Source organism: Streptomyces sp. NPDC004266, from assembly GCF_042874095.1.
GTDB lineage: Bacteria > Actinomycetota > Actinomycetes > Streptomycetales > Streptomycetaceae > Streptomyces.
Map to the genome: position 1 here is coordinate 195,619 of NZ_JBIAMM010000015.1, position 26,132 is coordinate 221,750.

Here is a 26,132-nt window from a genome sequence, read left to right on the forward strand (position 1 = left end):
ACGTGACCGACCCCCTGCTCACCGAACTGCTCGACCTCGCCCTGGAGGCCGCCCGGCGGGCCGGAGCGCTGCTGCGCGACGGCCGGCCCGACGACCTGGCCGTGGCGAGGACCAAGACGAGCTCCATCGACGTGGTCACCGAGATGGACATCGCCGCCGAGAAGCTGATCACCGGCTTCCTCTCCGAGCACCGCCCCCACGACGGCTTCCTCGGCGAGGAGGGCGCGTCGAGCCCCGGGACCAGCGGGATCCGCTGGGTGATCGACCCGCTCGACGGCACCGTGAACTACCTGTACGGCCTGCCCACCTGGGCGGTCTCGATCGCCGCCGAGCGGGACGGCGAGACCGTCGTCGGCGTCGTCGAGGCGCCGATGCGCGGCGAGACCTACCGGGCGGTCCTCGGCGGCGGGGCGTACGCGGGGGAGCGGCGCCTCGCCGTCCGCCCCTCGCCCGCGCTCGACCAGGCCCTCCTCGGCACCGGCTTCGGGTACATCCAGGTCCGCCGCGCCCACCAGGCCGACGTGGCCCAGCGGGTCATCCCGCGCGTCCGCGACATCCGGCGCGGAGGCTCGGCCGCCATCGACCTCTGCGACGTCGCCGCCGGCCGCCTCGACGCGTACTACGAGCGCGGCCTCAACCACTGGGACCTCGCGGCGGGCGCGCTCATCGCCCGCGAGGCCGGCGGCCGCACGGGCGGCCGCCCCGGGGAGCCAGAGTCGGGCGAGCTGACGCTCGCGGCCTCCCCGGGCCTCTTCGAGCCGCTCCAGGAGCTCCTGGAGGAGCTGGGCGCCTGGCACGACTAGGGCCTGCCTCCTCCGGCCCCCATCGGCCCCGACCGGGGCCGGAGGGACGGGAGACGGACGCACGTGGGCCCCGGTGCCGGGACGGCGCCGGGGCCCACGCGTGCGTGTACGGGTCAGACGCCCGGCGAGGCCACCTCCACGCCGTGCTCGGCGGCCAGCCGGTGCAGGTCGTCCAGCTCCGCCTGCTCCATCTCCGCCAGGTAGTCGTCGCCCGTCTCACGGGCCCGCGTGAGGTCCGTCTGCGTGGTCCTGATGCGGTGCAGCAGTCCTGCGGTGAAAGCGTCCATCGTGCGCCCCCTCCTCGTGGGTCCGGTGGCACGGGGGTGTGCCGAGGGTGGGTGGATCACGCACTGCGAACTCTGGGGGACAGAGAGCGGTAGGTGGCGCGCCACATACAGGGCGTGATCACGGGGTGTGCAGTCGTCCTCCCCAGACCCTTCCGCGGAGAAACCTCAACTGGCCCGCGAATCCGGTGAATTCTTCGCTCCGGCCCGCGCGCCGCACCGCGCGCCCCCTCCCGCCCGGGGCCCCGCACCCCCGTCTTACAGCCGGTTTACGCGCGTACGGGGCAGGATGGACACGCACAGTCAGTGCTCGGATTTCAGCCGGTCCCCACCCCGGACAGCGGCTCAACGGGAAGGATGTACGACGTGCGCGTACTCGTCGTCGAGGACGAGCAGCTGCTCGCCGATGCGGTGGCCACCGGACTGCGCCGGGAGGCCATGGCCGTCGACGTCGTGTACGACGGCGCCGCGGCCCTGGAGCGCGTGGGGGTCAACGACTACGACGTCGTCGTCCTCGACCGCGACCTCCCGCTCGTCCACGGCGACGACGTCTGCCGCAAGATCGTCGAGCTCGGCATGCCCACCCGCGTCCTGATGCTCACCGCCTCCGGCGACGTCAGCGACCGCGTCGAGGGCCTGGAGCTCGGGGCGGACGACTACCTCCCCAAGCCCTTCGCCTTCACCGAGCTCACCGCGCGCGTGCGCGCCCTCGGCCGCCGCACCACCGTCCCGCTCCCGCCCGTCCTGGAGCGCGCGGGCATCAAGCTCGACCCGAACCGCCGCGAGGTCTTCCGCGAGGGCCGGGAGGTCCAGCTCGCGCCGAAGGAGTTCGCCGTCCTGGAGGTCCTCATGCGCAGCGAGGGCGCCGTCGTCTCGGCCGAGCAGCTCCTGGAGAAGGCCTGGGACGAGAACACCGACCCGTTCACCAACGTCGTCCGCGTCACCGTCATGACCCTCCGGCGCAAGCTCGGCGAGCCGCCCGTCATCGTCACCGTCCCCGGCTCCGGGTACCGGATCTGACCCGATGGCCACGACTCCCGCGCCCCACCCCCAGGCGCCCCCGAAACCGACCTGGGACCCCCGGGACCCCGTCCGTCCGCTGCTGCGCCCGACCATCCGGATACGGCTCACGCTGCTGTACGGCGGGATGTTCCTGATCGCCGGCATCCTGCTGCTGTCGATCATCTACCTCTTCACCGCCCAGGCGCTCAGCGACAGCACCTCCCAGCTGCCCTTCAAGGTCGTCAACGGCACGGTCCAGCCCACCACCTCCTGGTGCCGGCTGCCCGAGTCGCCCACCGGCGACCAGCTCAACGACGCCGTCACGCTCTGTCTGCGGCACCAGAGCGACATCGCCCTGGACGACCTGCTGCGCCGGTCCCTCTTCGCCCTGCTCGGCCTGAGCATCATCGCCTTCGCCTTCGGCTACGCCATGGCGGGACGGGTGCTCTCCCCGCTCGGCCGGATCACCCGGACCGCCCGCCAGGTGGCCGGCTCCGACCTGTCCCGGCGGATCGAGCTGGACGGCCCCGACGACGAGCTCAAGGAGCTCGCCGACACCTTCGACGAGATGCTGGACCGCCTGGAGCGGGCCTTCACGGCCCAGCAGCGCTTCGTCGCGAACGCCTCGCACGAGCTGAGGACCCCGCTCGCGATCAACCGCACCCTCCTGGAGGTCCACCTCTCGGACCCCGGGGCCCCGGTGGAGCTCCACCAGCTCGGCAAGACCCTGCTCGCCACCAACGAGCGCAGCGAGCAGCTCGTCGAGGGCCTGCTGCTGCTCGCCCGCAGCGACAACCAGATCATCGAGCGCAAGCCCGTCGACCTGGCCGAGGCCGCCGAGCGGGGCGTCGACCAGGTGCACGCCGAGGCCGAGGCCAAGGGCGTGGAGATCCGGGGCGAGCGCGCCCCCGCCGTCGTCCAGGGCAACGGCGTGCTCCTCGAACGGATCGCGCTGAACCTGCTCCAGAACGCCGTGCGGTACAACGTGCCGGAAGGAGGCTGGGTGGAGGTCACCACGGAGGTCAAGGACGGCCAGGCGGTCCTGGTCGTCTCGAACACGGGACCGGTGGTCCCCGCGTACGAGATCGACAACCTCTTCGAGCCGTTCAGGAGGCTCCGGCAGGAGCGGACCGGCAGCGACAAGGGGGTCGGCCTCGGCCTGTCGATCGCCCGGTCCGTGGCCCGCGCCCACGGCGGCCGTATCATCGCGGAGCCGCGCGAGGGCGGCGGGCTCGTGATGCGCGTCACTCTGCCGATCTGACACACTGCACGGGCCGACCGGTTCCGTTCGCTTTGCGCGGAATTCCGGAGCCCCGATCCTGAGACGCTCATGTGTGATCGATCACAGGGGAAGGTGTTCGGCCCTCCACTCTCCGTGACCGGGAAAACCCTCGGAAAACCAGGAAAAGTCCGGGTTTCCGGGGCCCGGAATGACGGGAAGTACACGGGGTGGCGCCTGCGAGGGCCGCCCGGAGGACCGTGTACGGTCCGGTTCGCCACCCGAAGCCGATCACTCGTGAGAGGGCGCGACGGGTGTCGATTGAGTAACAGACCTTGATGTGAGGCAAAATCTCCGCCTCAGGTCGGGCACAAGTCCGACCTCTCACGCGTTACGTGCGCTGGAGACACCGCAACCACCCAGAGGGGGAGAGCGACATGGCAACGGATTACGACACCCCACGCAAGACCGACGACGACGTCGACTCGGACAGCCTTGAAGAGCTGAAGGCCCGCCGGAACGACAAGTCGACCTCGACCGTCGACGTCGACGAGTTCGAGGCCGCCGAAGGCCTGGAGCTTCCCGGCGCCGACCTCTCGAACGAGGAACTGGCCGTCCGGGTCCTGCCCAAGCAGGCCGACGAGTTCACCTGCATGAGCTGCTTCCTCGTGCACCACCGCAGCCAGCTGGCGCGGGAGAAGAACGGCCAGCCGATCTGCCGCGACTGCGACTGAGACCGCTCGGCCGTGGCAGGCGACACACCGTCCCGGAAGCGACGTCTGCGGCTCCCCGGGAGCCCGGAGACGCACAAGGGCGGCTCAGGCCCGGCAGAGGGCGCCCAGGAGGCCCCTGAAGCCGAGCGCACCGCCTCCCTGCCCTCCCTCGGCGCACGTGACGACGAGCGAGGCCTCCCGGCCTCGCTCGAAGCAGTCATCGAGGTCGCCGAGACGGACCCGGCGCGCCTGCCGGCAGGACAGGGCGACGCGCCGGCCGACGCCCGGCAGGGCGGACGCCTCGGCGCCGTCAGGCGGCTGGCCGATCCCGCGCGGGCCCGGCTCGACCGCATCAGGATCGGATCCGACCGGATCGACGCCGTCCGGCGCGGCGTCACGCAGGGCGTCCGACAGGGCGTGAAGCGTGGCGGAGACAGCGCCAAGGCCGGCCTCGGCTATCTGGCCGACCGGCTGATCGACCTCGCCCCGCGGATCCCCGTCCGCGACCTGGCGACCCTGCGCAGGCAGTTCCCCGGGCTCGGCCCCGAGGAGATCGCCGACAAACTCGTCGCCGGCGCGGCGAACGCGAGCTCGACCGTGGGAGCGGGCGTCGGCGCCGCCGCCATGCTCCCCGTGCCCCCGGCCCTGCCGGCCGAACTGGCGGCCGAGATCACCGGCGTCGCCGCCGTGGAGCTCAAGCTCATCGCCGAACTGCACGAGGTCTACGGACTGCGGCCCCCCGGCCGGCTCGCGCAGCGCTCGGCGGCCTACCTGACCTCCTGGTCCGAGGAGCGGGGCATCGACCCCACCAAGCCCACCACGGTGAACGCGGCACTCGGCGGTCAGCTCAAGCGCGAACTGCGCCAGCAGATCATGAAACGCATGGTGCGCAACCTGCCGAACCTCATGCCCTTCATGGTGGGCGCCGCCGTCGGCGCCGTCATGAACCGCCGCGACACCAAGAGGCTCGCCGGGCACATCCGCAAGGACCTCCGCGCCCGCCAGGTCCCCTGGGACGCCCTCCCGGAGCTGCCCCCGCTGGAGCAGCCCGAGAACCCCGAGGAGCTGGACTTCTGACCCGGGCGGGCGCGCCGCGTCAGGCGCGCTCCGCCTCCAGGGCCGCGACCAGCGCCTCCGGATCGCGGCTGGACAGGTACACGTACGGCGTCGGGTCCGCCGGGTCGGTCACCTCGACCCGCACCGCCCCCGGGACGTAGCTGCGCATCAGCATGAAGGCACGCGGATCCGCCTTGTGGGTGCGCCAGGCGCGCGCCTCCTCCGCGTCGAGCGCCTCGGCCGCCCCGAGCGCCGCCACCGGGATCCGGGCGTCGCCCGCCACCAGCGAACCGGCCACCACCCGGATCCGGGCGGAGCCGTACGAGGAGACCACCACCCCGGAGATCACCACCGCCGCGATCAGGCCGCCCAGCATCGGGACCGTGCCCAGCGGGAACATGATCAGGGCACCGGAGAGGCCGATCAGACCCACGATCACCCACCACGAGCGGGGCGCCGTCAGCCGCTCGTCGAAGCGCGGCACGGCGGCGGACGCGGGGGAGGGGTTCGGGGACGGCGCGGAAGGCTGCATGCGTCCAAGCTTGGCACGGCGCGACCTGCGCCCATCCGCGCGGGTAAGGTCTGCGGCTGTGACTGCAACATCTGCCGCCCTCACCCCGCCGGCCGACGCCATACCACCGGTACGCCACCCGGACGGGCCGGCCCCCGGCGAGCTGCTCGGTGCGCACTACGAGTACTGCTTCGGGTGCGGCGGCGGGCAGCCCCACGGCCTCCACCTGGAAGCGCGCGCGGGCGAGGGCGTGACCGTCACCGCCGAGTTCACGGTGACCCCCGACCACCAGGGCGCCCCCGGCCTCGCGCACGGCGGCGTCCTCGCCACCGCGCTCGACGAGACCCTCGGCTCCCTGAACTGGCTGCTGCGGGTCATCGCCGTGACCGGACGCCTGGAGACCGACTTCGCCCGGCCCGTCCCGGTCGGCACCGTGCTCCACCTGGAGGCCGCCGTCACCGCCGTGCACGGCCGCAAGATCTACTCGACCGCCGTCGGGCGGATCGGCGGGCCCGAGGGCCCCGTCGCCGTCCGCGCCGACGCCCTCTTCATCGAGGTCAAGGTCGACCACTTCATCGACAACGGCCGCCCGGAGGAGATCCGGGCCGCCATGTCCGACCCCGACCAGGTCCGGCGCGCCCGCGCCTTCGAGGTGAACCCCTGATGCGCAACCCTGTCGACGTACTGATCCGGCGAGTGGACCCGGACGTCCCGATCCCGGCCTACGGGCATCCCGGCGACGCCGGTGCCGACCTCGTGACCACCGAGGCCGTCGTGCTGGCCCCCGGGGAGCGCGCCGTGCTGCCCACCGGGGTCTCCATCGCCCTGCCGGACGGGTACGCGGCCTTCGTGCACCCGCGCTCCGGTCTCGCGGCCCGCTGCGGAGTGGCGCTCGTGAATGCCCCCGGGACGGTCGATGCCGGGTACCGTGGAGAGATCAAGGTGATCGTGGTCAATCTCGACCCGCGCGAGGACGTGCGGTTCGAACGGTTCGACCGGATTGCCCAACTCGTCGTCCAGCAGGTCGAGAGGGTCCGCTTCCACGAGGTGGCGGAGCTTCCCGGTTCGGCGCGGGCCGAGGGGGGCTTCGGGTCCACCGGCGGTCACGCCGCCGTGGACGGCACAACGGGTGGGAATCGATACGCTTCGGTCGTATCCGACCGGGAAGGACAGTGACGTGTTCGGACGTCGCAAGAAGAGCGGTGCCGCCGAGGACGCGGCGGGCGAGGCCGAGCAGGTCGTCGACGCGGTGGAGGACGAGGACGCGGCCGAGCCGCGCCGCGTGAACCTTCCGCCCGCGCCCCGGCCCGACGGGCCCTGGGACATCTCCGAGGTCGCCAAGCCCGACGAGGGCCGCGTGGACCTCGGCGGAATCTTCGTGCCCGGTGTCGAGGGCATGGAGCTGCGGGTCGAGGTGGCGGGCGACGCGATCGTCGCGGCCACCGTCGTCCTGCGCGACAGCGCCGTACAGCTGCAGGCCTTCGCCGCGCCCAAGAACGAGGGCATCTGGGGCGAGGTCCGCGACGAGATCGCCACCGGCATCGTCCAGCAGGGCGGTGCCATCGACGAGGTCGAGGGCCCGCTCGGCTGGGAGCTGCGGGCCCAGGTCCCGGTGCAGCTGCCGGACGGCAACCGCGGCGTGCAGCTGGTCCGCTTCGTGGGCGTCGACGGGCCCCGCTGGTTCCTGCGCGGAGTGATCTCCGGGCAGGGCGCGGTCCAGCCCGAGGCCGCCGGCCTCCTGGAGCAGATCGTCCGGGACACCGTGGTCGTCCGCGGCGACGGCCCGATGGCCCCGCGCGACCCGATCGTCCTCAAGCTGCCGAACGACGCGCAGATGGTGCCGGACGGCGTGCAGCAGGAGGAGCAGGAGGGCTCCCGCTTCTCCGGCGGCATGGGCCAGCTCCAGCGCGGCCCGGAGATCTCCGAGATCCGCTGAGAAAGCCGCCACGGCCGGTGGGGCGCGTCCCCCCGGGCCGCAGCCCGCCCCCCGCCCCCCCCCCGGGGCCCCGGCCCCGCCGGGCCCCCGCGCCGGGGGCCCCCGCCACCGCGCCCCGCCCGGGGCGGGGGGCGGGGGCCCCCCCGGGCGGGGCCGTTTTACGCCGTGCCGGGCCTATAAACCCCCCCCGGGGGGGGGGGCGCGCCCCCCGGGGGCGGGGGGGGCCGGGGCCCCACCGGCCGTTTCCACGGGCCCGGAAGCCCCCCGGTCGTTTTCCACAGGGCGAGGCCCCGGCTCTGGTCCTCGGGCACGGCCGCGGACCATACTGGCCGCGCAGATGATCGAGGAGGGGGAGCACGGGATGAGCGAGAGCAGCACCAGGTCCGCCACGGCCGTCGTCGAGGACCCGGCCGGACCGCCGATGGTCCGCGTCGAGGGCCTGCGCCGCTCGTACGGCACGGGCGAGGCCGCCGTCCACGCCCTGCGCGGCGTCTCCTTCGAGATCCCCCGCGGCGAGCTCGTCGCGCTCAAGGGCCGCTCCGGCTCCGGCAAGACGACCCTGCTCAACCTCGTGGGCGGCCTCGACACCGCCGACGGCGGCCGGATCGTCATCGACGGCACCGACCTCTCCACGCTCGGCGAGAGCGGACTCCTGGAGCTGCGCCGCGACCGGATCGGCTTCGTCTTCCAGTCCTTCGGGCTGCTCCCGATCCTCTCCGCCGCCGAGAACGTGGGCGTGCCCCTGCGGCTGCGCAAGACGGACCCCGAGGAGCGCGAGGAGCGGGTCGCCCTGATGCTCGGACTCGTGGGCCTCGCCGACCACGCGAACCAGCGGCCGGGCGAGCTCTCCGGCGGGCAGCAGCAGCGCGTCGCCATCGCCCGCGCCCTCGCCAACAAGCCGGCGCTGCTGATAGCCGACGAGCCCACGGGCCAGCTGGACGCGGAGACCGGCCTCGCCGTCATGCAGCTGCTGCGCGCGGTGGTGCGCAGCGAGGGCTGCACGGCCCTCGTCGCCACCCACGACCCCCAGCTCCTGGGCCTCGCGGACCGGGTCCTGGAGCTGAGCGACGGCGAGATCATCGAGCACTGAGGGACGGGGCACGCCGACGCGGAGGGGCCGGCGGCGGGGCGGGGCGGATCGGTGGCGGGGCGGGCCGGCGGTGGCGCACGCCGACGGCGGGGCAGACCGCGGGGCACATCAGGATCACGTCAATACCGCCCACCGCCTCTCCTCGCGCACCGAATGTCCGATTGGCTGGAGATATGGTCGAGCCATGGGACGCGGCAAGCTTCGGATCTACCTCGGCGCTGCGCCGGGCGTCGGCAAGACCTACGCCATGCTCGCCGAGGGCCGCCGCCGGGTGGAGCGCGGCACGGACTGCGTGGTGGCGTTCGTGGAGCACCACGGGCGGCCGCGCACGGAGGCCATGCTGCACGGCCTGGAGGAGGTCCCGCGCCGCGCCCTGGAGCACCGGGGGACGACCTTCACGGAGATGGACGTCGACGCCGTCCTCGCCCGCCGTCCCGCCGTCGCCCTCGTCGACGAGCTCGCCCACACGAACGTGCCGGGCTCCCGCAACCCCAAGCGGTGGCAGGACGTCGCCGAGCTGCTCGCGGCCGGCATCGACGTCGTGTCGACCGTCAACATCCAGCACCTGGAGTCCCTCGGCGACGTCGTCGAGTCGATCACCGGGGTACGGCAGCGGGAGACCGTCCCCGACGAGGTGGTGCGCCGGGCCGGCCAGATCGAGCTGGTCGACATGTCCCCGGAGGCGCTGCGGCGGCGGATGGCCCACGGCAACGTCTACACCTCGGACAAGGTCGACGCGGCCCTCTCCAACTACTTCCGCCCCGGCAACCTCACGGCCCTGCGCGAGCTGGCCCTGCTCTGGACCGCCGACCGGGTCGACGAGTACCTCCGGCAGTACCGGGGCGAGCACGGCATCCGCTCCACCTGGCAGGCCCGGGAGCGCATCGTCGTCGGTCTGACCGGCGGCCCCGAGGGCCGCACCCTCATACGTCGCGCCACCCGGCTCGCCGAGAAGGGCGCCGGCGGCGAGGTCCTCGCCGTCTACATCGCCCGCAGCGACGGCCTCACCGCCGCCTCCCCGAAGGAGCTGGCCGTCCAGCGCACCCTCGTCGAGGACCTCGGCGGGACGTTCCACCACGTCATCGGCGACGACATCCCCTCGGCGCTCCTGGAATTCGCCCGCGGGGTCAACGCCACCCAGATCGTCCTCGGCTCCAGCCGCCGCCGGACCTGGCAGTACGTGCTCGGCCCCGGCGTCGGCCAGACCGTGGCCCGCGACTCCGGACCCGACCTCGACGTCCACATCGTCACCCACGGCGAGGTCGCCAAGGGCCGGGGCCTGCCCGTCGCGCGCGGAGCCCGCCTGGGCCGCTCCCGGATCCTCGGCGGCTGGCTCGTCGGCGTCGCGGGCCCGATCGCCCTGGCCCTGCTCCTCACGCACGTCGACGCCGACCTCGGGCTCGCCAACGACATGCTGCTCTTCCTCGCCCTGACCGTGGCCGCCGCGCTGCTCGGCGGGTTCCTGCCGGCACTCGCCTCGGCCGCCGCCGGCTCCCTCCTCCTCAACTGGTTCTTCACCCCGCCGGTCCACCGCCTGACCATCGCCGACCCCCTGAACATCGTCGCCATCGCCGTCTTCTTCGGCGTCGCGATGTCGGTCGCCTCCGTGGTGGACCTGGCCGCCCGGCGCACCCACCAGGCCGCCCGGCTGCGCGCCGAGTCCGAGGTGCTCTCCTACCTGGCCGGCAGCGTGCTGCGCGGCGAGACGAGCCTGGACGCCCTCCTGGAACGGGTCCGCGAGACCTTCTCCATGGAGTCGGTGGCCCTCCTGGAGCGCGCGGACGGGGCCGAGCCGTGGACACGGGCGGCGAGCGTCGGTCCCCACCCCGCGGCCCGGCCGGAGGACGCGGACGTGGACATGCCCGTCGGCGACCACCTGGCGCTCGCCCTGACCGGCCGGGTGCTGCCCGCCGAGGACCGCCGGGTGCTCGGCGCCTTCGCCGCCCAGGCCGCGGTCGTCCTCGACCGGCAACGGCTCGTCGGCGAGGCCGAGGAGGCCCGGAAACTGGCCGAGGGCAACAAGATCCGCACCTCCCTGCTCGCCGCCGTCAGCCACGACCTGCGCACCCCGCTCGCGAGCATCAAGGCCTCCGTCTCCTCCCTCCGCTCCGACGACGTCGAGTGGTCCGAGCAGGACCGGGCCGAGCTCCTGGAGGGCATCGAGGCCGGCGCCGACCGCCTCGACCACCTCGTGGGCAACCTCCTCGACATGTCCCGCCTCCAGACCGGCACGGTCACCCCCCTGATCCGCGCCGTCGACCTCGACGAGGTCGTCCCCATGGCCCTCGGGGGAGTGCCCGACGGCAGCGCCGAGCTCGACATCCCCGAGACGCTGCCCATGGTCGAGGTCGACAAGGGCCTCCTGGAGCGGGCCGTCGCCAACATCGTGGAGAACGCCGTGAAGTACAGCCCCGAGGACGTGCCCGTCGCCGTCGCCGCCAGCGCCCTGGGGGACCGGGTCGAGCTGCGGGTCGTGGACCGCGGCCCCGGCGTCCCCGACGAGGCCAAGGACGGCATCTTCGAGCCCTTCCAGCGCCTCGGCGACGCCCCGCGCGGCTCCGGCGTCGGCCTCGGCCTCGCGGTCGCCCGCGGCTTCGTCGAGGCCATGGGCGGGACGCTCGGCGCCGAGGACACCCCCGGCGGGGGCCTCACCATGGTGCTCACCCTGCGCGCCGCGCCGGGCGGACCCCGGACCCCGGCCGCCGACCTCCCGGCCCACGCCGTGACCTGACCCGCGGCCCCGGCCGCCGGGCCGTGACCCGACCCGGGCGCCGGGCCCGTGCCCCGCGCCCGCACCCACCTCCGTACCCACCGACACGACGAAGAAGGCAGGCCCCCTCCATGACCCGGGTCCTCGTGGTCGACGACGAGCCGCAGATCGTCCGCGCCCTGGTGATCAACCTGAAGGCGCGGAAGTACGAGGTCGACGCCGCGCCCGACGGCGCCACCGCCCTCCGGCTCGCCGCCGAACGCCAACCCGACGTCGTCGTCCTCGACCTCGGACTGCCCGACATGGACGGCGTCGACGTGATCAAGGACCTGCGCGGCTGGACGAGGGTGCCCATCCTGGTCCTGTCCGCCCGGCAGACCTCCGACGAGAAGGTCGAGGCGCTCGACGCGGGCGCCGACGACTACGTCACCAAGCCCTTCGGCATGGACGAGCTGCTCGCCCGGCTGCGCGCGGCCGTGCGCCGCGCCGAGCCGGTCGGCGGAGCCGAGGACGGGGTCGCCGTGGTCGAGACCGAGGGCTTCACCGTCGACCTGGCCGCGAAGAAGGTGCACCGCGACGGGCGCGACGTCCGGCTCACCCCCACCGAGTGGCACCTCCTGGAGGTCCTCGTCCGCAACGCCGGCCGGCTCGTCGGCCAGAAGCAGCTGCTCCAGGAGGTCTGGGGACCCTCGTACGGCACCGAGACCAACTACCTCCGGGTCTACATGGCGCAGCTCCGACGCAAGCTGGAGACCGACCCCTCGCACCCGCGCCACTTCGTCACCGAACCGGGCATGGGGTACCGCTTCGAACGCTGAGACGGGGGCCGTCGGGACGGGTGGTCCGGGGCCGCCTCCGGTGACAGCGGTGGCCGGTACGCTTTCTGTATGAGTGCTGCACCACGTACAGAGAAGCCGGCCGGACGGTTCCGCCGGATGCTCGACCGGCTCTCCTCCTCCCCGGAGGACCTGGAGTCGGAGGAGCTCCAGGAGGACACCGAGGCCTCGGGGTGCACGCGTATCTCCGACTGCTCCGACCGACAGATAGTCAAGGTGACTGGTACCTTGCGCACGGTCACGCTGCGTCCCCGGGCCGGTGTGCCCGCGCTGGAGGCCGAGCTCTTCGACGGCACGGCACCGCTCGACGTCGTGTGGCTCGGCCGGCGCTCCATCGTGGGCATCGAACCGGGGCGCAAGCTGATCGCCTCCGGCCGCATCTCCATGAGCCACGGCCGGCGGGTCCTCTTCAACCCCAAATACGAGCTCCGACCGCTCGGACAGGAGTAGCCGGTGACGTCCCTCGACAAGCCGACCGCGGACCGCTCGACCCCGGACCAGGACGCCCAGGCGGACAAGGCCGTGACCGAGGCCGCGCTCTTCGAGGCCTTCGGCGGCCTGCGGGGCATGATCGAGACGGTCGTGCCCGGCCTGCTGTTCGTCACGATCTTCACGATCAACAAGAACCTGCACGTCTCGGCGATCGCCGCGCTCGCGGTCTCGCTGGTCCTGGTGGCCGTCCGGCTGATCCGCCGGGACACCGTCAAGCACGCCTTCAGCGGCGTCTTCGGCGTCGCCTTCGGCGTGGTCTTCGCGATGATGACGGGCAACGCCAAGGACTTCTACCTGCCGGGCATGCTCTACACCCTGGGCCTCGCCCTGGCGTACATCATCACCGCGCTCGCCGGAGTGCCCCTGATCGGCCTGATCCTCGGCCCGGTCTTCAAGGAGAACCTCTCCTGGCGCACCCGCAACCCGGGCCGCAAGAAGGCCTACACGAAGGCCAGCTGGGCCTGGGGCCTGATCCTGCTCGCCAAGGTCGCGATCCTCTTCCCGCTGTACTGGTGGGCCGACCCGACCAAGTTCGGCTGGGTCTCGGTGGCCCTGAAGATCCCGCCGTTCCTGCTCGCGGTCTACCTCACCTGGGTGTTCCTCGCGAAGGCCCCGGCGCCGATCGACGTCTTCGCCGAGATGGAGGCCGAGGAGCGCGCCGAGAAGGAGCGCAAGGCGGCCGCCGCCGCGCAGCGCCACCCGGAGGTCTGAGAAGCGGTACGCGAGAGGGCCCGGACCTGTCCGTCAGGTCCGGGCCCTCTCGCGCACCCACGTCCGGGGTCAGGACTCGGGAGTCTCCCGGCGGACCTGGAGGAGGTCCTCCAGCTGCTCCTCGCGGGCCTGCGCCGCCACGAACAGCAGCTCGTCGCCGGCCTCCAGGGTCTCCTCCGGGCCCGGCGTCAGCACCCGCGAACCGCGGATGATCGTCACCAGCGAGGTGTCCTGCGGCCAGGCGACCTCGCCGACCTGCGTACCGGCCACCGCCGACTCCGGCGGCAGCGTCAGCTCGACCAGGTTCGCGTCGCCGTGGCTGAAGCGGAGCAGCCGGACCAGGTCGCCGACGCTCACCGCCTCCTCGACCAGGGCCGACATCAGGCGCGGCGTCGAGACGGCCACGTCCACGCCCCAGGCCTCGTTGAACAGCCACTCGTTCTTCGGGTTGTTCACCCGGGCGACCACGCGCGGCACGCCGTACTCGGTCTTGGCGAGCAGCGAGACGACCAGGTTCACCTTGTCGTCGCCGGTCGCCGCGATCACCACGTTGCAGCGCTGCAGCGCCGCCTCGTCCAGCGAGGTGATCTCACAGGCGTCGGCGAGCAGCCACTCCGCCTGCGGCACCCGCTCCACCGAGATGGCGGTCGGCGCCTTGTCGACCAGCAGGACCTCGTGCCCGTTCTCCAGGAGCTCGCCCGCGATGGAACGGCCCACCGCACCCGCGCCCGCAATAGCGACACGCATCAGTGACCGCCCTCCTCGGGACCCTCGGCGAAGGCCGCCTCGACCTTCGCGATCTCGTCCGTACGCATCATCACGTGCACCAGGTCACCTTCCTGGAGCACCGTCTGCGAGGTCGGCAGAATCGCTTCGCCCAGCCGGGTGAGGAAGGCGACGCGGACGCCGGTCTCCTCCTGGAGCCGGCTCACCTTGTGGCCGATCCACGCCGGGGAGGTGTGCACCTCGGCGAGCTGCACGCCACCGCTCGGGTCGCGCCACAGCGGCTCCGCGCCCGAGGGCAGCAGCCGGCGGAGCATCTGGTCGGCGGTCCAGCGGACCGTCGCGACCGTCGGGATCCCGAGGCGCTGGTAGACCTCGGCGCGCCGCGGGTCGTAGATCCGCGCCGCCACGTTCTCGATGCCGAACATCTCGCGCGCGACCCGCGCCGCGATGATGTTGGAGTTGTCGCCGCTGCTCACCGCGGCGAAGGCACCGGCCTCCTCGATCCCGGCCTCACGCAGCGTGTCCTGGTCGAAGCCCACACCCGTGACCCGCCGACCGCCGAAGCCGGAGCCCAGACGGCGGAAAGCCGTCGGGTCCTGGTCCACGACCGCGACGGTGTGCCCCTGCTGTTCGAGGGTCTGCGCGAGAGCGGCTCCCACTCGCCCGCAGCCCATGATGACGATGTGCACGTCCCCTTACCCCGCACTCCTGATCGCCTTGCTGACCTGCGAATACACCCTGCTCACAACTTTCCTCGCCCGATCGGCCCGGGCCGTGGCGGGCAACGCCCTGACGGGTCGCCCGGTCCGAGCTTAAGCGGCAACGCTGGCGGGGACCGCACCGGAGGTGGTACTCAGGGAGATTCGGTGCGGATCGGGGGTGCCGGTGCGCGTGGCTCTTTTCGAACGCTTACGATCCTCTCCGTGTCCAAACTGACCGACGTGCCCAAACGGATCCTGATCGGGCGGGCCCTGCGCAGCGACAAGCTGGGAGAAACCCTTCTCCCGAAGCGGATCGCCCTCCCCGTCTTCGCCTCCGACCCGCTGTCCTCGGTGGCGTACGCCCCCGGCGAGGTGCTGCTCGTCCTCTCCGTCGCCGGCCTGTCGGCCTACCACTTCAGCCCGTGGATCGCGCTCGCGGTCGTCGTCCTGATGTTCACGGTGGTCGCGTCGTACCGGCAGAACGTGCACGCGTACCCGAGCGGCGGCGGCGACTACGAGGTCGCCACCACCAACCTCGGGCCGAAGGCCGGACTCACCGTCGCGAGCGCCCTGCTCGTCGACTACGTCCTGACCGTCGCCGTGTCGATCGCCTCGGGCATCGAGAACCTCGGCTCGGCCGTCCCGTTCATCGTCGAGCACAAGGTGCCCTCGGCGATCGCGGTCATCGTCCTCCTCACCCTCATGAACCTCCGGGGCGTGAAGGAGTCGGGCAGCCTCTTCGCCATCCCGACGTACGTCTTCGTCGCGGGCGTCTTCATCATGATCGCCTGGGGCGCCTGGCGCGGCCTCGTCCTCGGCGACACCATGCAGGCCCCCACCGCCGGCTTCGAGATCAAGGCCGAGCACCAGGGCCTGGCCGGCTTCGCGCTGGTCTTCCTGCTGCTCCGCGCCTTCTCCTCCGGCTGTGCCGCCCTCACCGGCGTCGAGGCCATCTCCAACGGCGTCCCCGCCTTCCGCAAGCCGAAGTCGAAGAACGCCGCCACCACGCTCGCCCTCATGGGCGGCCTGGCCGTCACCATGTTCTGCGGCATCATCTTCCTGGCCATGGCCACCGACGTCCGGATGGCCGAGAACCCCGCCGAGGACCTGCTGCACAACGGACAGCCGCTCGGCGCGGGCTACGTCCAGGACCCGGTCATCTCCCAGGTCGCGGCCGCCGTCTTCGGCGACGGAACGTTCTTCTTCGTCGTCCTCGCCGCCGCCACCGCCCTCGTCCTCTTCCTGGCCGCCAACACCGCGTACAACGGCTTCCCGCTCCTCGGCTCGATCCTCGCCCAGGACCGCTACCTGCCGCGCCAGCTGCACACCCGCGGCGACCGCCTCGCCTTCTCCAACGGCATCGTGCTCCTCGCCGGCGCCGCCGCCCTCCTCGTCTGGATCTACGGAGCCGACTCCACCCGGCTGATCCAGCTCTACATCGTCGGCGTCTTCGTCTCCTTCACGCTCAGCCAGATCGGCATGGTCCGGCACTGGAACCGGCACCTGAAGACGGAGCGCGACCCGGCCAAGCGCCGCCACATGATCCGCTCCCGCGCGATCAACGCCTTCGGCGCCTTCTTCACCGGCCTCGTCCTCGTCGTCGTCCTCGCCACCAAGTTCACCCACGGCGCCTGGGTCGCCCTGCTCGGCATGGTGATCTTCTACGTGACGATGACCGCGATCCGCCGCCACTACGACTCCGTGGCCGCCGAGATCGCCGCGGCCGAGGAGCGCCCCGACGAGTACGTCCGGCCCTCCCGGGTCCGCTCGGTCGTCCTCGTCTCCAAGCTCCACAAGCCCACCCTGCGCGCCCTCGCGTACGCCAAGCTCATGCACCCCGGCGACCTCGAAGCGCTCACCGTCAACGTCGACCCGGCCGAGACGAAGGCGCTCAAGGAGGAGTGGGAGCGGCGCGGCATCAACGTCCCGCTCAAGATCCTCGACTCGCCCTACCGCGAGATCACCCGCCCGGTCATCGAGTACGTCAAGACCCTGCGGCAGCAGAGCCCGCGCGACGCCGTCTCCGTCTACATCCCCGAGTACGTCGTCGGCCACTGGTACGAGCACCTGCTCCACAACCAGTCCGCGCTCCGCCTCAAGGGCCGGCTGCTCTTCACCCCCGGCGTGATGGTCACGTCCGTCCCGTACCAGCTCCAGTCCTCCGAGGCCGCGAAGAAGCGGGCCAGGAAGCGCCAGGAGTGGAACGCGCCGGGCTCCGTCCGCCGCGGCCCGGTGGAGAAGCGCCAGAAGGAACCCACCGCAAAGAACAACTGAGAAACAGCAACTAGACTGGTGGGCTGCCGTCGGACCGTGGTCCGAGCGGCAGCCCACCTTCTTCTTCCCTCTGGAGTCCCCGGTCATGCAGAACACCCCTGTTACGTCGCTGGTCGGGGCGGAGTACGAGGTAGAGGTCGGCCCGGTCGCCCACGGCGGCCACTGCATCGCCCGCACGGAAGCCGGCCGGGTCCTCTTCGTCCGCCACGCCCTGCCCGGCGAGCGCGTCCGGGTGCGGGTCACCGAGGGCGAGGAGACCTCCCGCTTCCTGCGCGCCGACGCGATCGAGATCCTGGACGCCTCCAAGGACCGCGTCGAGGCGCCCTGCCCCTTCGCCGGGCCCGGCAAGTGCGGCGGCTGCGACTGGCAGCACGCCAAGCCCGGCGCCCAGCGCCGCCTGAAGGGCGAGGTCATCGCGGAACAGCTCCAGCGCCTGGCCGGGCTCACCCCGGAGGAGGCCGGCTGGGACGGCACCGTCATGCCCGCCGAGGGCGACAAGCTCCCCGCGGGCGAGGTCCCGCAGTGGCGCACCCGCGTCCAGTACGCCGTCGACGCCGAGGGCCACGCGGGCCTGCGCAAGCACCGCTCCCACGAGGTCGAGATCATCGACCACTGCATGATCGCCGCCGAGGGCGTCTCGGAGCTCGGCATCGAGAAGCGCGACTGGCAGGGCATGGCGGCGATCGAGGCCATCGCGGCCTCGGGCTCGAACGACCGCCAGGTCATCCTCACCCCCCGCCCGGGCGCCCGCCTCCCGCTCGTCGAGCTCGACAAGCCGGTCTCGGTCATGCGCGTCGACGAGAAGGACGGCGGCGTCCACCGCGTCCACGGCCGCGCCTTCGTCCGCGAGCGCGCCGACGACCGCACCTACCGCGTCGGCAGCGGCGGCTTCTGGCAGGTCCACCCGAAGGCCGCGCAGACCCTGATGCTCGCCGTCATGCAGGGCCTCACCCCCCGCAAGGGCGAGACGGCCCTCGACCTCTACTGCGGCGTCGGCCTCTTCGCGGGCGCCCTCGCCGACCGCGTCGGCGACCAGGGCGCGGTCCTCGGCATCGAGTCCGGCAAGCGCGCGGTCGAGGACGCCCGCCACAACCTGGCCGGCTTCCCGCGCGTCCGCATCGAACAGGGCAAGGTCGAGTCGGTCCTCCCGCGCACCGGCATCACCGAGGTCGACCTCATCGTCCTGGACCCGCCCCGCGCGGGCGCCGGCAAGCAGACCGTCCACCACCTGGCGGGCCTGGGCGCCCGCCGCATCGCCTACGTGGCCTGCGACCCGGCAGCCCTGGCCCGAGACCTCGCCTACTTCGCCGAACGCGGCTACAAGGTCCGGACCCTGCGCGCGTTCGACCTGTTCCCGATGACGCACCACGTCGAGTGTGTCGCGATCCTGGAGCCGGTGAAGAAGGACGCCTGACCTGGGGTTTTGCGGGTGGGCTGTATGCGCGGTGTGGGCGTTACGGGCGATGTCTTGACGCTGAGATGACGCTCGTGACGCTCATTTGACGCTCGTTCTGATGGGGTGTCAGGACTGGGGGCGGCCAGACCCGACGAGCACCATGCACTGCCCTACCCTCCGGTGGGGTGAGTCAGGCCCCTTCCACGACCGAGAGGTGGTGGCGGAGCTCGTCGGCCACTCGTGCCCTGTCGCCGTTGGCGGGGAGGCGCCAGTCCGTCTCGATGCCTCGTTCCACGGCCGGCTCGCTGCTGAAGCGGACGAGGTCGGGGGCGGGCAGGTAGGTGTCGCGCAGCCAGAGCAGGAAGGGGGCCGCCTCACCCGCCGTGGTGTCGGACAGCATCACGCAGTCCCGCCCGTGGACGGTGGCGGTGCCGTCGTACTCGGTGCCTTCGTCGGTGCCCGCCCAGAAGGAGAGGTACGGTTCGCCCTGGTGCGTGTGGTCCTGGTGAACCTTGTAGCGAACCTCGGGGAACAATTCCCGCAGGGCTTCGCCGAGGCCGGCCAGGTCGAGGCCCCAGGCGTGCGGTTCCCGCTCCGGGGCGTAGAACAGAAACGTGGTCCGGTCGTCGTCATCGTGCGTCATGGGGTGCGTCCTTCCTGGGGTGGGTCACTTCACGTACCGGGCGTTTCCGGGAAGCTGCTGGAGGGCCATGAGCGTCTGTCGGTACGCTGCGGCTTCCTTGTCGTTGGTGACGATCTCCAGACCCCGGATCTGCTGGTGCTCGTTCATCGCCTGCCGGTACTTCTCCAGCTCGCTCTCGTCCCTGCCGATCAGGATGTCCTTCCGGTTCCACTTCTTCGTGCCGTCCGGTTTGTACTCGTCCTCGATCTCGAAGGTGGACGGGCGGCGCCATGTGTTCTTCCTGCAGTCGTCGTCGGCGTCCTGTACGTACTTGGCGTCGACCATCATTCCGTCCGCCGGACGCATGCCGTCCGCGCCGATGGCGGGCTTCTCGTAGTCCCTGGGCAAGGGGATGATGCGTTCGGGGTAGCCGGCGATCCGCAATTGGTAGACGTTCTCAGGGGTTGTGGGATCCGACTTGCCACCGAAGTGGGCCGGCTTCAGGGTGTTCACCCAGGCGACGAACTCCTTGCGCTCCTCCGGAGTCAGCAACCGGGGTGGCGGGACTGCGGCCGGGGGGATCGGGTCGCGCCACGGGATACTGGGATCGGGGTCCCGGTACACCGCGGGGACCATTCCCGGCATCCCTCCGCTGTACGACGCGAGGACCAGCGGCACCGGGGCAGGCACCGGAACCGGCGCCGGGATGAGCGGAGGCAGGAACGGCAGACCGGGCGCACTCGGTCTCCCTGAGCCCTCGGGAAGCCTGACGCGCTTCTCGGCCGAGTCCAGGGCATGCCCCACCTCTCCCAGTCGGCGGATCCACGGGTCGTCCAGAACGGCGGCAGGCCCCCCATCGAAGCTGTTGCCTCCGAACAGGGGGCTGTCCCAGGGCAAGTCCACCGCGAAGAGATCCGGCTTGTGCTGCTGGATCGCCTTCTCGGCCGCCTCGACGTGCTCGGCGTAGCGGTCGCGCGCCTCGGCGATCTCGTCGCAGGCGGCCACGAGATCGGTGACGAGCGGTTCGTCCTCCTGGACTCGGGAGGGTGGGCAGGGGAGCCCGACGGACGTTTTGAAGGAGGCCCGGAGGGCATCGGCGGCCTCCTCGGAGTGTGCCTTGTCGGCCGTCACGGCCGATGCCCGGCCGTCCTCCAGGAAACGCGGCATCAGCCCGCCACCGCGCCGCCGACGATCGGCGACCGCGCGGATCTTCTCCGGCGATCCCCGGAAGCGGTCGGGTCCGCCCGGTGCGTACTGCTCCTCCCAGGCCCTCCCCCCCGACCACCTCCGGAAGCTCGTGCCCAGACCGAGGCAGTTCTCAGGGCAACCCTCCTCGGGGTCACCCATGCCGGAGACCAGGTCGGGCTGGTCGCCGAGCAGCGAGGCGACGATCCGCTCTCCTGCGCCGTGAACTCCCGCGCATGGTGTCCGTCAGTCCCGTCGAGGGCGACGAGAACCCCTGACGCAGGGGCGAAGCCCGGCTGGTCGACGGGGAGGTGGAGGGCAGCGAGGAGGCCCTGCCGTGAAGCCTCTCGGGACCTGGCCGAAATCGGGTTCCTGGGGCGATGGAGAAGGACCGGGTCGCCGAGCCCTCGGTCGCGCCGGGAAGACGACCCCGAGCCATGAGCTGGGAGTCGCCCGGCGCTTCCTCCTCAGAACAGTGTCCGACCTGCGGAAACGAGCGCCGGCGTGGCGGCTGGGGTCGCCCCGGCGAAGTCGTTGTCGATTGCTGCGCACCGCCACTACCGGCACGTGGTGGCGGTGGTCGCTCTCAGGCCGCGTCCCCGCCAGGGCGGTCGTGTACGGAGAGCTCCGCCACGGCGGCGTCCCGTACCCGTTCGAGGTCGGCGATGTAGGGCGGGGTGTCCGGCAGGGGTGTGCAGAACGTGACCTGGGCGGTCAGGAGGTCGTCGTCAAGGCCGCCCAGGGACAGCGAGACGTACGCCCGTACCCGGTCGTCGCCGAAGTGATCGCGCGCCGCCCGCAGGCAGTCGGCGGCGTAGGCGAGGCAGCGGCGCAGCAGCACGTTCGTGCGCTCGTCCGCGGCGGCGGGCTCGGTGGGGAGGTCGTAGTCCGTCATCCCGCGGCCGTTGACCGTGGTCTCCTCCGCCAGGCGGTCGAAGTACGACCCGTCCGGGTCGGGGCGGAGGTCGGTCAACACCCGTGCCCCGCTCCCCGTCACCGACCAGCCCCGCTCGACGACCTCCTGGAACATCGGGGGGACGTCCGACGAGGACAGACCGGTGAGGTCCGCGTCCGTCAGGAGTTTCCTCATCCACTGGTTGGTGCGCACGTCTACCCTTCGCCGAGTGCGGCGAGACCCTTCCTGATGCCCGCGATGAAACCGGGGTTGTTGCCGACTGCCTTCTCGATGCTTCGCGGGAGACCCTCGAACTTCCCGGACTCGAAGTCGAACTGGTACTTCGCACCCTTGTTGCTCTGGTCCTGGAAGTGCAGCTGCCCCGGTCGCTGGCCCGGGTTGGGGTTCTCCACGTCGATCCGGTACGGACCATGATTCCAGAGCGTCTTGCTGGTGATCTGGGGCCCGTTCGCCCCGATCATGCCCCGATCGTTCGGGTCCTTGATGCCGTAGAGGTCGCGGTTGTCCTTGATGCGCTGCTCGACGACGTCGGGGTGGTAGGGGTCCCGCTCGAACCCCGGTGACGAGGTGTACCCCTCGCGCAGCGGGTCGTAGGGGGCGAGGCCCAGCGGGTCGGCCCAGGTGTGCGGGTTGTGCACGTAGGCCGAGGGGTTGGGGCCGGGTGCGAGACCGAGCGGATCCTGCGTCAGGTAGCGGGCGGTCTCGGGGTCGTAGTGCCGGTGCAGGTTGTAATGCAGGCCGGATTCGGAGTCGTAGTACTGCCCGGGGAAGCGCAACGGGGTGTACGTGGTGCCGTTCCTGGACCAGGTGGTGGTGCCCCACACCGTGGCGCGGGTGAGCCACGCGATGCCGCCGGACTCGGAGACGAGTTCGGTGGGGGTGCCGACGAGGTCGGTGGCGATGGCGAAGAAGCGTTCGTCGAACACCTCCTGGGAGGATTCCGCCGCGAGCACGCGCTCCGTCTGGGACAGCGGCCGCACGCCTCGGTGCTCCCAGGTGAGGGCGACGGGCCGGGGCATTCCCGGGGCGGTGGCGGTCTGCTCGCACAGGGTCCAGCCGTCCCAGGTGAAGCGCACCTCCTCGACGACCGTCGTGCCGTCCTCCGCCAGGCGCTGTTTCGCGGTGCGGCGGCCCAGCGGGTCGTACCGGTAGCGCCAGTGGATCCCGTCCGGGGTGGTGACGGCGGTGAGTCTGTCCTCGGCGTCCCAGGTGTAGCGCCAGATGTCGGCCTTCCGGGACAGCCGGGTCCTGCGGCGCAGAGTGATCCGGCCGGCGGCGTCGTGCTCGTAGCGCACGGATCCGGCGCGGGTGAGGGTGGTGCCCTCGTAGGCGCGGATGCCGGTCGCCTCGTGGCCGGCGTGCTCCACGGGCCACGAGGCGTCGGTCTGGGCGCCCGCCGCGTCATAGGCGTACGTCTCGGTCCAGTCGGCGGCCGTCACCGTGGTGATCCGGCCCGCGGCATCGAGGTCGTAGCGGAAGGAGCCGCGCAGGGCGTCGTCGAGTGAGGTGAGGTGTCCGTCGGCGCGGTAGGCGTAGGCGCGCCGGTTGACGGTGCGGGTGCCGGCGGTCAGGTGCTGGTCGGTCAGTCGGCCGGCTTCGTCCCAGGCGGAGGCCAGGAGCAGCGGGCCTTCCGTCCCGCCGATGGACCGGCTCACCTCGCGTCCGAGCGGGTCGTGGGCGAACGCGATCCGGCGGGTGCCGCTGGTCAGCGTGGCGAGGTGGCCCGCCGCGTCGTAGCCGTAGGCCGTCACGTGCCCCGTGGGCGTGGTGCGGCGGGCGCGTCGCCCGGCCGTGTCGTAGGAGAAGGAGAGCAGCCGGCCGTCGACGATCTCCGCCTTCAGGTTGCCGCGACGGTCGTACTGCCGGACGAGTTCGCCGTCCGGCCCGGCCGCGTGGACGATCCGCCCGGCCTTGTCGTACGAGTAGGTGGTGACGGTGCCGGACGCCTCCTTCCGGACGACCCGGCCAAGCGCGTCACGCCCGTAGCCGACCGTCTCGCCGGCCGCGTTGGTCCGCGAGGTCACCTGCCCGGCCGCGTCCCGGGTGTAGGTGACGGTCCGTCCGTCGAAGTCGGTCTCGGCGACGGTCCGGCCGGCCCGGTCGTAGGTGTACGACCAGGTCAGGCCGCGCGGGTCGGTGACCTTGGTGAGTCGCAGGGCGGGGTCGTGCTCGAAGGTGTGGCGAGCCCCGTCCGGGCCGGTGCGGGCGGCCAGGAGGTCGAAGTGTGTGTACTCGAAGCGGCTGGTGAGCCCCGCCCGGTCGGTGTGGGAGGTGCAGTTGCCCTCGCCGTCGTACGTCCAGGTCTCGGAGGAGCCGTCCGGGTGGGTGCGCCGGGCCAGTTCGCCGTCGGCGTCCCATTCCAGGGTGGTGACCTCTCCGAGCGGGTTCGTGACGCGGACGAGACGGCCGAAGGCGTCGCGTTCGTAGCGGGTGGTGGCTCCGAGCGGGTCGGTGACCTCAAGGGGCAGTCCGGCCGCGTCGCTGCGGTACGTGGTGACGGCGCCGGTCCCGGTCGTACGGGACAGGAGGTGGCCCTGCTCGTCGTAGGCGTAGCGGATGGTGTGGCCCGCGGCGTCGGTGACCGCCGTCAGGTTGCCGCGCTCGTCGTACTCCTGGCACATGCGCGTGCCGTCCGCGTCCGTGAAGTCGACCGGGAGCCCGCGGGCGTCGCGGCGGACGGCGACGCGGCCGCCGTCGGGGCGGATGAGGGTGAGCAGTCGGCCGTCGGTGTCGTAGGTGTACGTGGTGGTTCGGCCGAGCGGGTCGGTGCGGGTGAGCACGTTGCCGTGCCGGTCGTGGGTGAAACGGGTGGTGTGGCCGAGCGGATCGGTGACGGCCAGGACGCGGGAGGCGCCGTCGACGAGATGGCGGGTGACGCGCCCGTCGGCGGTGGTCAGGGTGGTGGTGCGGTGGCCCGTGACCTGGTCCGGGAGGCCGTACGCGAGGGTGAGCTGGAGGTGGCCGGCTCCGCCGCCCTCGCCGATGACCCGGTCCTTCTCGTCGTAGACGTAGTCGTACCGGCTGTCGTTGGAGTCGGTCCAGGTGATGACCCGGTGCCGGTCGTCGTACACGAAGGCGAGGGTGGCGCCGGAGGGCTTGACGACGGCGGTCAGGTCACCGTCGGTGTAGCCGTAGCGGACGATGTCCTGCGCGGTGCCGTCGGGGAGCCGCAGGGCGAGGCGGGTGACCCGGCCGTCCTCGGCGTCGACGGTCACGTGGTGGCCCGCCGAGTGGACGAGAGCGAGTGGGGTGCCGTCCTCGGCGCGGTCCACCGTGATGGCGTGTCCGTTGCGGTCGTCGACGCGGGTGAGCCAGGCCACGCCGTCTCCGCCCGGCTCGACGCCGGCCGGTGCGGTGAACCGGCGGACCAGGCCGGTCGTCGGGTCGGTGAGGGTGTAGTCGCCGTCGTCGTGGCGGGCCAGGAGCCGGCGCGTGGTGCCCGACTCGGGAAGGGTGGGGACGCCGGGCACCGGGTGCGGATAGGGGAGCAGGAGGCCGTCGTCGGTGACGTGGACGACGCCGCGCGCGTCGACCGTCAGCCGCTCGTCCACGGTCGAGGACCAGGACGGGCCGAAGAACCGGCCCAGCGTGTACCCGGACTCGGTGCGCCGGGTGAAGGCCAGCGGCAGCGCGCCGGGCAGCACCAGGTCGGTCTGTGGAAGGAACATCCGGCCCGAGGCCAGGTCCACCGGGTCGGTCTCGCCGACCGGGCGCCGGCCGTCGGGCCGGGTGTGGGTGCCGCCGGGGGCGTCGTCGATCAGCTTGCGGACCCGGTTGGCGTCGTTGGCGAGGTCCGCCGCCTCCGCCGCGACCCGCGCGCCCTTGACCGCCGCGCCACCGCCGCCGGTGGCGGCGGTGAGCACCAGGTCGGGGACGAGCCGGCCGAGGCCCTCCGCCGGGTCCTTCATGAAGTTGTCGAGCATCTGCTTGCCGGCGCCCATGGGGTCGTTGGCGACCTGGACGAGCCCGGCGGCGAGGCTGTTGAGCTGGGTGAAGTACTCGGCGGGGTGCGTGAGGTTGTAGGGGTCGGTGGGGTTGACGCTCCGGACGAAGCTGAGCAGACCGGCCGTGCCCTTGACGATCCCGCCGCCGAAGTGGGTCTGCATCACCTGTAGTTCGTCGAGGCCGTCCTTGGCCTGCTCGGCGTACGAGGGCTTGGGAGGGGCCGCGTCCCGGGCCGCCCGGATCGCCGTGCGGGCGGTCTCGGCGGCGGCGTTGCGCTGTTTCCGGGCCTCGGCGAGGATCTCCTGCGCCTCCTCCATCAGGGCCTTGCCGGGGTCGCTGAAGGCGCCCGGCCTGGGCGGCAGGGAAGCCGGGTTCCGCTTGTCGGCGGGTTCGGCGTTGTACCGGTCGACGGCCCTGTTGTAGTCGTCGACGTTCTTCTGGTGGGCGTTCGCGGCGTCCTCGGACGCCTTGGTGCCCTGCTTCCACTTGTCGATCGCCGTCTGGGCCTGCCCCTGGGCCCATTCCACGGTCGAGGCGAAGCCGGTCAGCGCGTCGGCGGCCTTGCCGAAGGCGTCCGCACCCTTGAACCACTTCGGCGGCTCGACAGCCACCTTCTCCCGGAAGGCGTCGGCGGCCTCGCCCTTCACGGCGGACGCGTCGAGACCCTTGAGGCCGTTGCCGACCTTGTCGAACGAGGCCTGGAGGTCGTGGAGGTGGGAGGCGGTCGACCGGAGCTTGGACGGGCTGCCGTAGATCAGCTTGGTCTTGTCCTCGGTCTGCCCGAGGTCCATTTCGTCGACCTCGGCGCCCATCCGGTTCGCCACCGAACGCGACTGCTCGCGCACCCAGTCCGCGCCGGACTCCCAGCCGACGTCGTCCAGCCTGTCGGCGGTCCAGTTGCCGGCGTCCTCGACCCGGTTGCCGAGCCATTCGACGCCGTCCTCGACCGCGTCCTCGACGACGTCCGGCGTGAGGTCGCTGATGAAGTCCCCGATGCCCACGGC

The 26,132-nt window shown here is 72.2% G+C and carries 23 protein-coding genes; 15 read left to right on the forward strand and 8 right to left on the reverse strand.

Annotation, left to right across the window (positions count from 1 at the left end):
* Window positions 1-2 precede the first annotated feature (2 nt).
* Complete coding sequence (locus ACFYUZ_RS30910) at window positions 3-803, forward strand: inositol monophosphatase family protein (protein ID WP_389314762.1); 801 nt, start codon at window positions 3-5, stop codon at window positions 801-803.
* A gap of 113 nt (window positions 804-916) precedes the next feature.
* On the opposite strand, the gene ACFYUZ_RS30915 is transcribed toward ACFYUZ_RS30910, so the two are convergent.
* Complete coding sequence (locus ACFYUZ_RS30915; RefSeq protein ID WP_389314764.1) at window positions 917-1,090, reverse strand: hypothetical protein; 174 nt, start codon at window positions 1,088-1,090, stop codon at window positions 917-919.
* A gap of 363 nt (window positions 1,091-1,453) precedes the next feature.
* Between ACFYUZ_RS30915 and ACFYUZ_RS30920 the strand changes: the two genes are divergently transcribed.
* From ACFYUZ_RS30920 to ACFYUZ_RS30935, 4 genes are all read left to right on the forward strand, one after another.
* Window positions 1,454-2,107: a response regulator transcription factor gene (locus tag ACFYUZ_RS30920; RefSeq protein WP_030687123.1), complete on the forward strand. Its 654-nt coding sequence runs from the start codon at window positions 1,454-1,456 to the stop codon at window positions 2,105-2,107.
* A 4-nt stretch (window positions 2,108-2,111) separates the two neighbouring features.
* On the forward strand, window positions 2,112-3,350 hold the full coding sequence (locus ACFYUZ_RS30925; RefSeq protein ID WP_389314766.1) for a sensor histidine kinase: 1,239 nt from the start codon (window positions 2,112-2,114) through the stop codon (window positions 3,348-3,350).
* 395 nt (window positions 3,351-3,745) lie between these two features.
* Window positions 3,746-4,042 carry a DUF4193 domain-containing protein gene (locus tag ACFYUZ_RS30930; RefSeq protein WP_003955561.1) on the forward strand — a complete coding sequence of 99 codons (297 nt, stop codon included), beginning with the start codon at window positions 3,746-3,748 and terminating at the stop codon, window positions 4,040-4,042.
* A 12-nt stretch (window positions 4,043-4,054) separates the two neighbouring features.
* Entirely contained in the window at window positions 4,055-5,098 is a 1,044-nt protein-coding gene (locus ACFYUZ_RS30935; RefSeq protein ID WP_389314768.1) for a hypothetical protein, read from the forward strand.
* Between the two features lie 19 nt (window positions 5,099-5,117).
* Here ACFYUZ_RS30935 and ACFYUZ_RS30940 read toward each other — a convergent pair whose 3' ends face one another.
* Window positions 5,118-5,609, reverse strand: a complete 492-nt coding sequence (locus tag ACFYUZ_RS30940; RefSeq protein ID WP_389314770.1) for a DUF3093 domain-containing protein — start codon at window positions 5,607-5,609, stop codon at window positions 5,118-5,120.
* Window positions 5,610-5,667: 58 nt separating this feature from the next.
* Between ACFYUZ_RS30940 and ACFYUZ_RS30945 the strand changes: the two genes are divergently transcribed.
* From ACFYUZ_RS30945 to ACFYUZ_RS30980, 8 genes are all read left to right on the forward strand, one after another.
* A complete protein-coding gene (locus ACFYUZ_RS30945; protein ID WP_389314771.1) occupies window positions 5,668-6,252 on the forward strand; it encodes a PaaI family thioesterase in 585 nt (194 codons plus the stop codon).
* On the forward strand, window positions 6,252-6,764 hold the full coding sequence (gene dut, locus ACFYUZ_RS30950) for a dUTP diphosphatase (RefSeq protein WP_389314773.1): 513 nt from the start codon (window positions 6,252-6,254) through the stop codon (window positions 6,762-6,764). The genes ACFYUZ_RS30945 and dut overlap by 1 nt, the downstream gene beginning before the upstream one ends.
* A gap of 1 nt (window position 6,765) precedes the next feature.
* Window positions 6,766-7,524 carry a DUF3710 domain-containing protein gene (locus tag ACFYUZ_RS30955; protein ID WP_389314774.1) on the forward strand — a complete coding sequence of 253 codons (759 nt, stop codon included), beginning with the start codon at window positions 6,766-6,768 and terminating at the stop codon, window positions 7,522-7,524.
* A 361-nt stretch (window positions 7,525-7,885) separates the two neighbouring features.
* Window positions 7,886-8,614, forward strand: coding sequence for an ABC transporter ATP-binding protein (locus ACFYUZ_RS30960; RefSeq protein WP_389314776.1), 729 nt, complete (start codon window positions 7,886-7,888; stop codon window positions 8,612-8,614).
* A gap of 184 nt (window positions 8,615-8,798) precedes the next feature.
* On the forward strand, window positions 8,799-11,345 hold the full coding sequence (locus ACFYUZ_RS30965) for an ATP-binding protein (protein ID WP_389314778.1): 2,547 nt from the start codon (window positions 8,799-8,801) through the stop codon (window positions 11,343-11,345).
* A gap of 110 nt (window positions 11,346-11,455) precedes the next feature.
* Complete coding sequence (locus tag ACFYUZ_RS30970) at window positions 11,456-12,142, forward strand: response regulator (RefSeq protein ID WP_389314780.1); 687 nt, start codon at window positions 11,456-11,458, stop codon at window positions 12,140-12,142.
* Between the two features lie 69 nt (window positions 12,143-12,211).
* Window positions 12,212-12,610: an OB-fold nucleic acid binding domain-containing protein gene (locus ACFYUZ_RS30975; protein WP_123455838.1), complete on the forward strand. Its 399-nt coding sequence runs from the start codon at window positions 12,212-12,214 to the stop codon at window positions 12,608-12,610.
* A gap of 3 nt (window positions 12,611-12,613) precedes the next feature.
* Window positions 12,614-13,363, forward strand: a complete 750-nt coding sequence (locus tag ACFYUZ_RS30980; RefSeq protein WP_389314782.1) for a DUF3159 domain-containing protein — start codon at window positions 12,614-12,616, stop codon at window positions 13,361-13,363.
* 69 nt (window positions 13,364-13,432) lie between these two features.
* Here ACFYUZ_RS30980 and ACFYUZ_RS30985 read toward each other — a convergent pair whose 3' ends face one another.
* On the reverse strand, window positions 13,433-14,110 hold the full coding sequence (locus ACFYUZ_RS30985; protein WP_041131657.1) for a TrkA family potassium uptake protein: 678 nt from the start codon (window positions 14,108-14,110) through the stop codon (window positions 13,433-13,435).
* The gene (locus ACFYUZ_RS30990) at window positions 14,110-14,778 is read right to left on the reverse strand and encodes a TrkA family potassium uptake protein (protein ID WP_041131658.1); all 669 of its coding nucleotides are present in this window, start codon (window positions 14,776-14,778) and stop codon (window positions 14,110-14,112) included. The genes ACFYUZ_RS30985 and ACFYUZ_RS30990 overlap by 1 nt, the downstream gene beginning before the upstream one ends.
* Window positions 14,779-15,012: 234 nt before the next feature.
* On the opposite strand from ACFYUZ_RS30990, the gene ACFYUZ_RS30995 reads away from it, so the two are divergent.
* On the forward strand, window positions 15,013-17,064 hold the full coding sequence (locus ACFYUZ_RS30995) for an APC family permease (protein ID WP_389314784.1): 2,052 nt from the start codon (window positions 15,013-15,015) through the stop codon (window positions 17,062-17,064).
* 85 nt (window positions 17,065-17,149) lie between these two features.
* Window positions 17,150-18,478: a class I SAM-dependent RNA methyltransferase gene (locus ACFYUZ_RS31000; RefSeq protein ID WP_389314786.1), complete on the forward strand. Its 1,329-nt coding sequence runs from the start codon at window positions 17,150-17,152 to the stop codon at window positions 18,476-18,478.
* 172 nt (window positions 18,479-18,650) lie between these two features.
* Here the strand turns inward: ACFYUZ_RS31000 and ACFYUZ_RS31005 are convergent, their stop codons facing one another.
* The 4 genes from ACFYUZ_RS31005 to ACFYUZ_RS31020 all read right to left on the reverse strand — a co-directional run bounded on the left by ACFYUZ_RS31005 (window position 18,651) and on the right by ACFYUZ_RS31020 (window position 26,129).
* Window positions 18,651-19,103, reverse strand: coding sequence for a hypothetical protein (locus ACFYUZ_RS31005; protein WP_389314788.1), 453 nt, complete (start codon window positions 19,101-19,103; stop codon window positions 18,651-18,653).
* Window positions 19,104-19,127: 24 nt separating this feature from the next.
* Window positions 19,128-20,429: a restriction endonuclease fold toxin-2 domain-containing protein gene (locus tag ACFYUZ_RS31010; RefSeq protein ID WP_389314790.1), complete on the reverse strand. Its 1,302-nt coding sequence runs from the start codon at window positions 20,427-20,429 to the stop codon at window positions 19,128-19,130.
* 424 nt (window positions 20,430-20,853) lie between these two features.
* Window positions 20,854-21,375 (reverse strand): hypothetical protein, encoded by a 522-nt coding sequence (locus tag ACFYUZ_RS31015; RefSeq protein ID WP_389314792.1) that lies wholly within the window; start codon window positions 21,373-21,375, stop codon window positions 20,854-20,856.
* Between the two features lie 2 nt (window positions 21,376-21,377).
* Complete coding sequence (locus ACFYUZ_RS31020) at window positions 21,378-26,129, reverse strand: putative T7SS-secreted protein (protein WP_389314794.1); 4,752 nt, start codon at window positions 26,127-26,129, stop codon at window positions 21,378-21,380.
* Between the last annotated feature and the right edge of the window lie 3 nt (window positions 26,130-26,132).

Excerpts from the sequence above, each read along its gene's own strand:
- ACFYUZ_RS30915 (WP_389314764.1), bottom strand. The coding sequence starts at position 1,090 with ATGGACGCTTTCACCGCAGGACTGCTGCACCGCATCAGGACCACGCAG.
- ACFYUZ_RS30925 (WP_389314766.1), top strand. The coding sequence starts at position 2,112 with ATGGCCACGACTCCCGCGCCCCACCCCCAGGCGCCCCCGAAACCGACC.
- ACFYUZ_RS30930 (WP_003955561.1), top strand. The coding sequence starts at position 3,746 with ATGGCAACGGATTACGACACCCCACGCAAGACCGACGACGACGTCGAC.
- ACFYUZ_RS30940 (WP_389314770.1), bottom strand. The coding sequence starts at position 5,609 with ATGCAGCCTTCCGCGCCGTCCCCGAACCCCTCCCCCGCGTCCGCCGCC.
- dut (WP_389314773.1), top strand. The coding sequence starts at position 6,252 with ATGCGCAACCCTGTCGACGTACTGATCCGGCGAGTGGACCCGGACGTC.
- ACFYUZ_RS30960 (WP_389314776.1), top strand. The coding sequence starts at position 7,886 with ATGAGCGAGAGCAGCACCAGGTCCGCCACGGCCGTCGTCGAGGACCCG.
- ACFYUZ_RS30965 (WP_389314778.1), top strand. The coding sequence starts at position 8,799 with ATGGGACGCGGCAAGCTTCGGATCTACCTCGGCGCTGCGCCGGGCGTC.
- ACFYUZ_RS30970 (WP_389314780.1), top strand. The coding sequence starts at position 11,456 with ATGACCCGGGTCCTCGTGGTCGACGACGAGCCGCAGATCGTCCGCGCC.
- ACFYUZ_RS30975 (WP_123455838.1), top strand. The coding sequence starts at position 12,212 with ATGAGTGCTGCACCACGTACAGAGAAGCCGGCCGGACGGTTCCGCCGG.
- ACFYUZ_RS30985 (WP_041131657.1), bottom strand. The coding sequence starts at position 14,110 with ATGCGTGTCGCTATTGCGGGCGCGGGTGCGGTGGGCCGTTCCATCGCG.
- ACFYUZ_RS31000 (WP_389314786.1), top strand. The coding sequence starts at position 17,150 with ATGCAGAACACCCCTGTTACGTCGCTGGTCGGGGCGGAGTACGAGGTA.
- ACFYUZ_RS31005 (WP_389314788.1), bottom strand. The coding sequence starts at position 19,103 with ATGACGCACGATGACGACGACCGGACCACGTTTCTGTTCTACGCCCCG.
- ACFYUZ_RS31010 (WP_389314790.1), bottom strand. The coding sequence starts at position 20,429 with ATGGGTGACCCCGAGGAGGGTTGCCCTGAGAACTGCCTCGGTCTGGGC.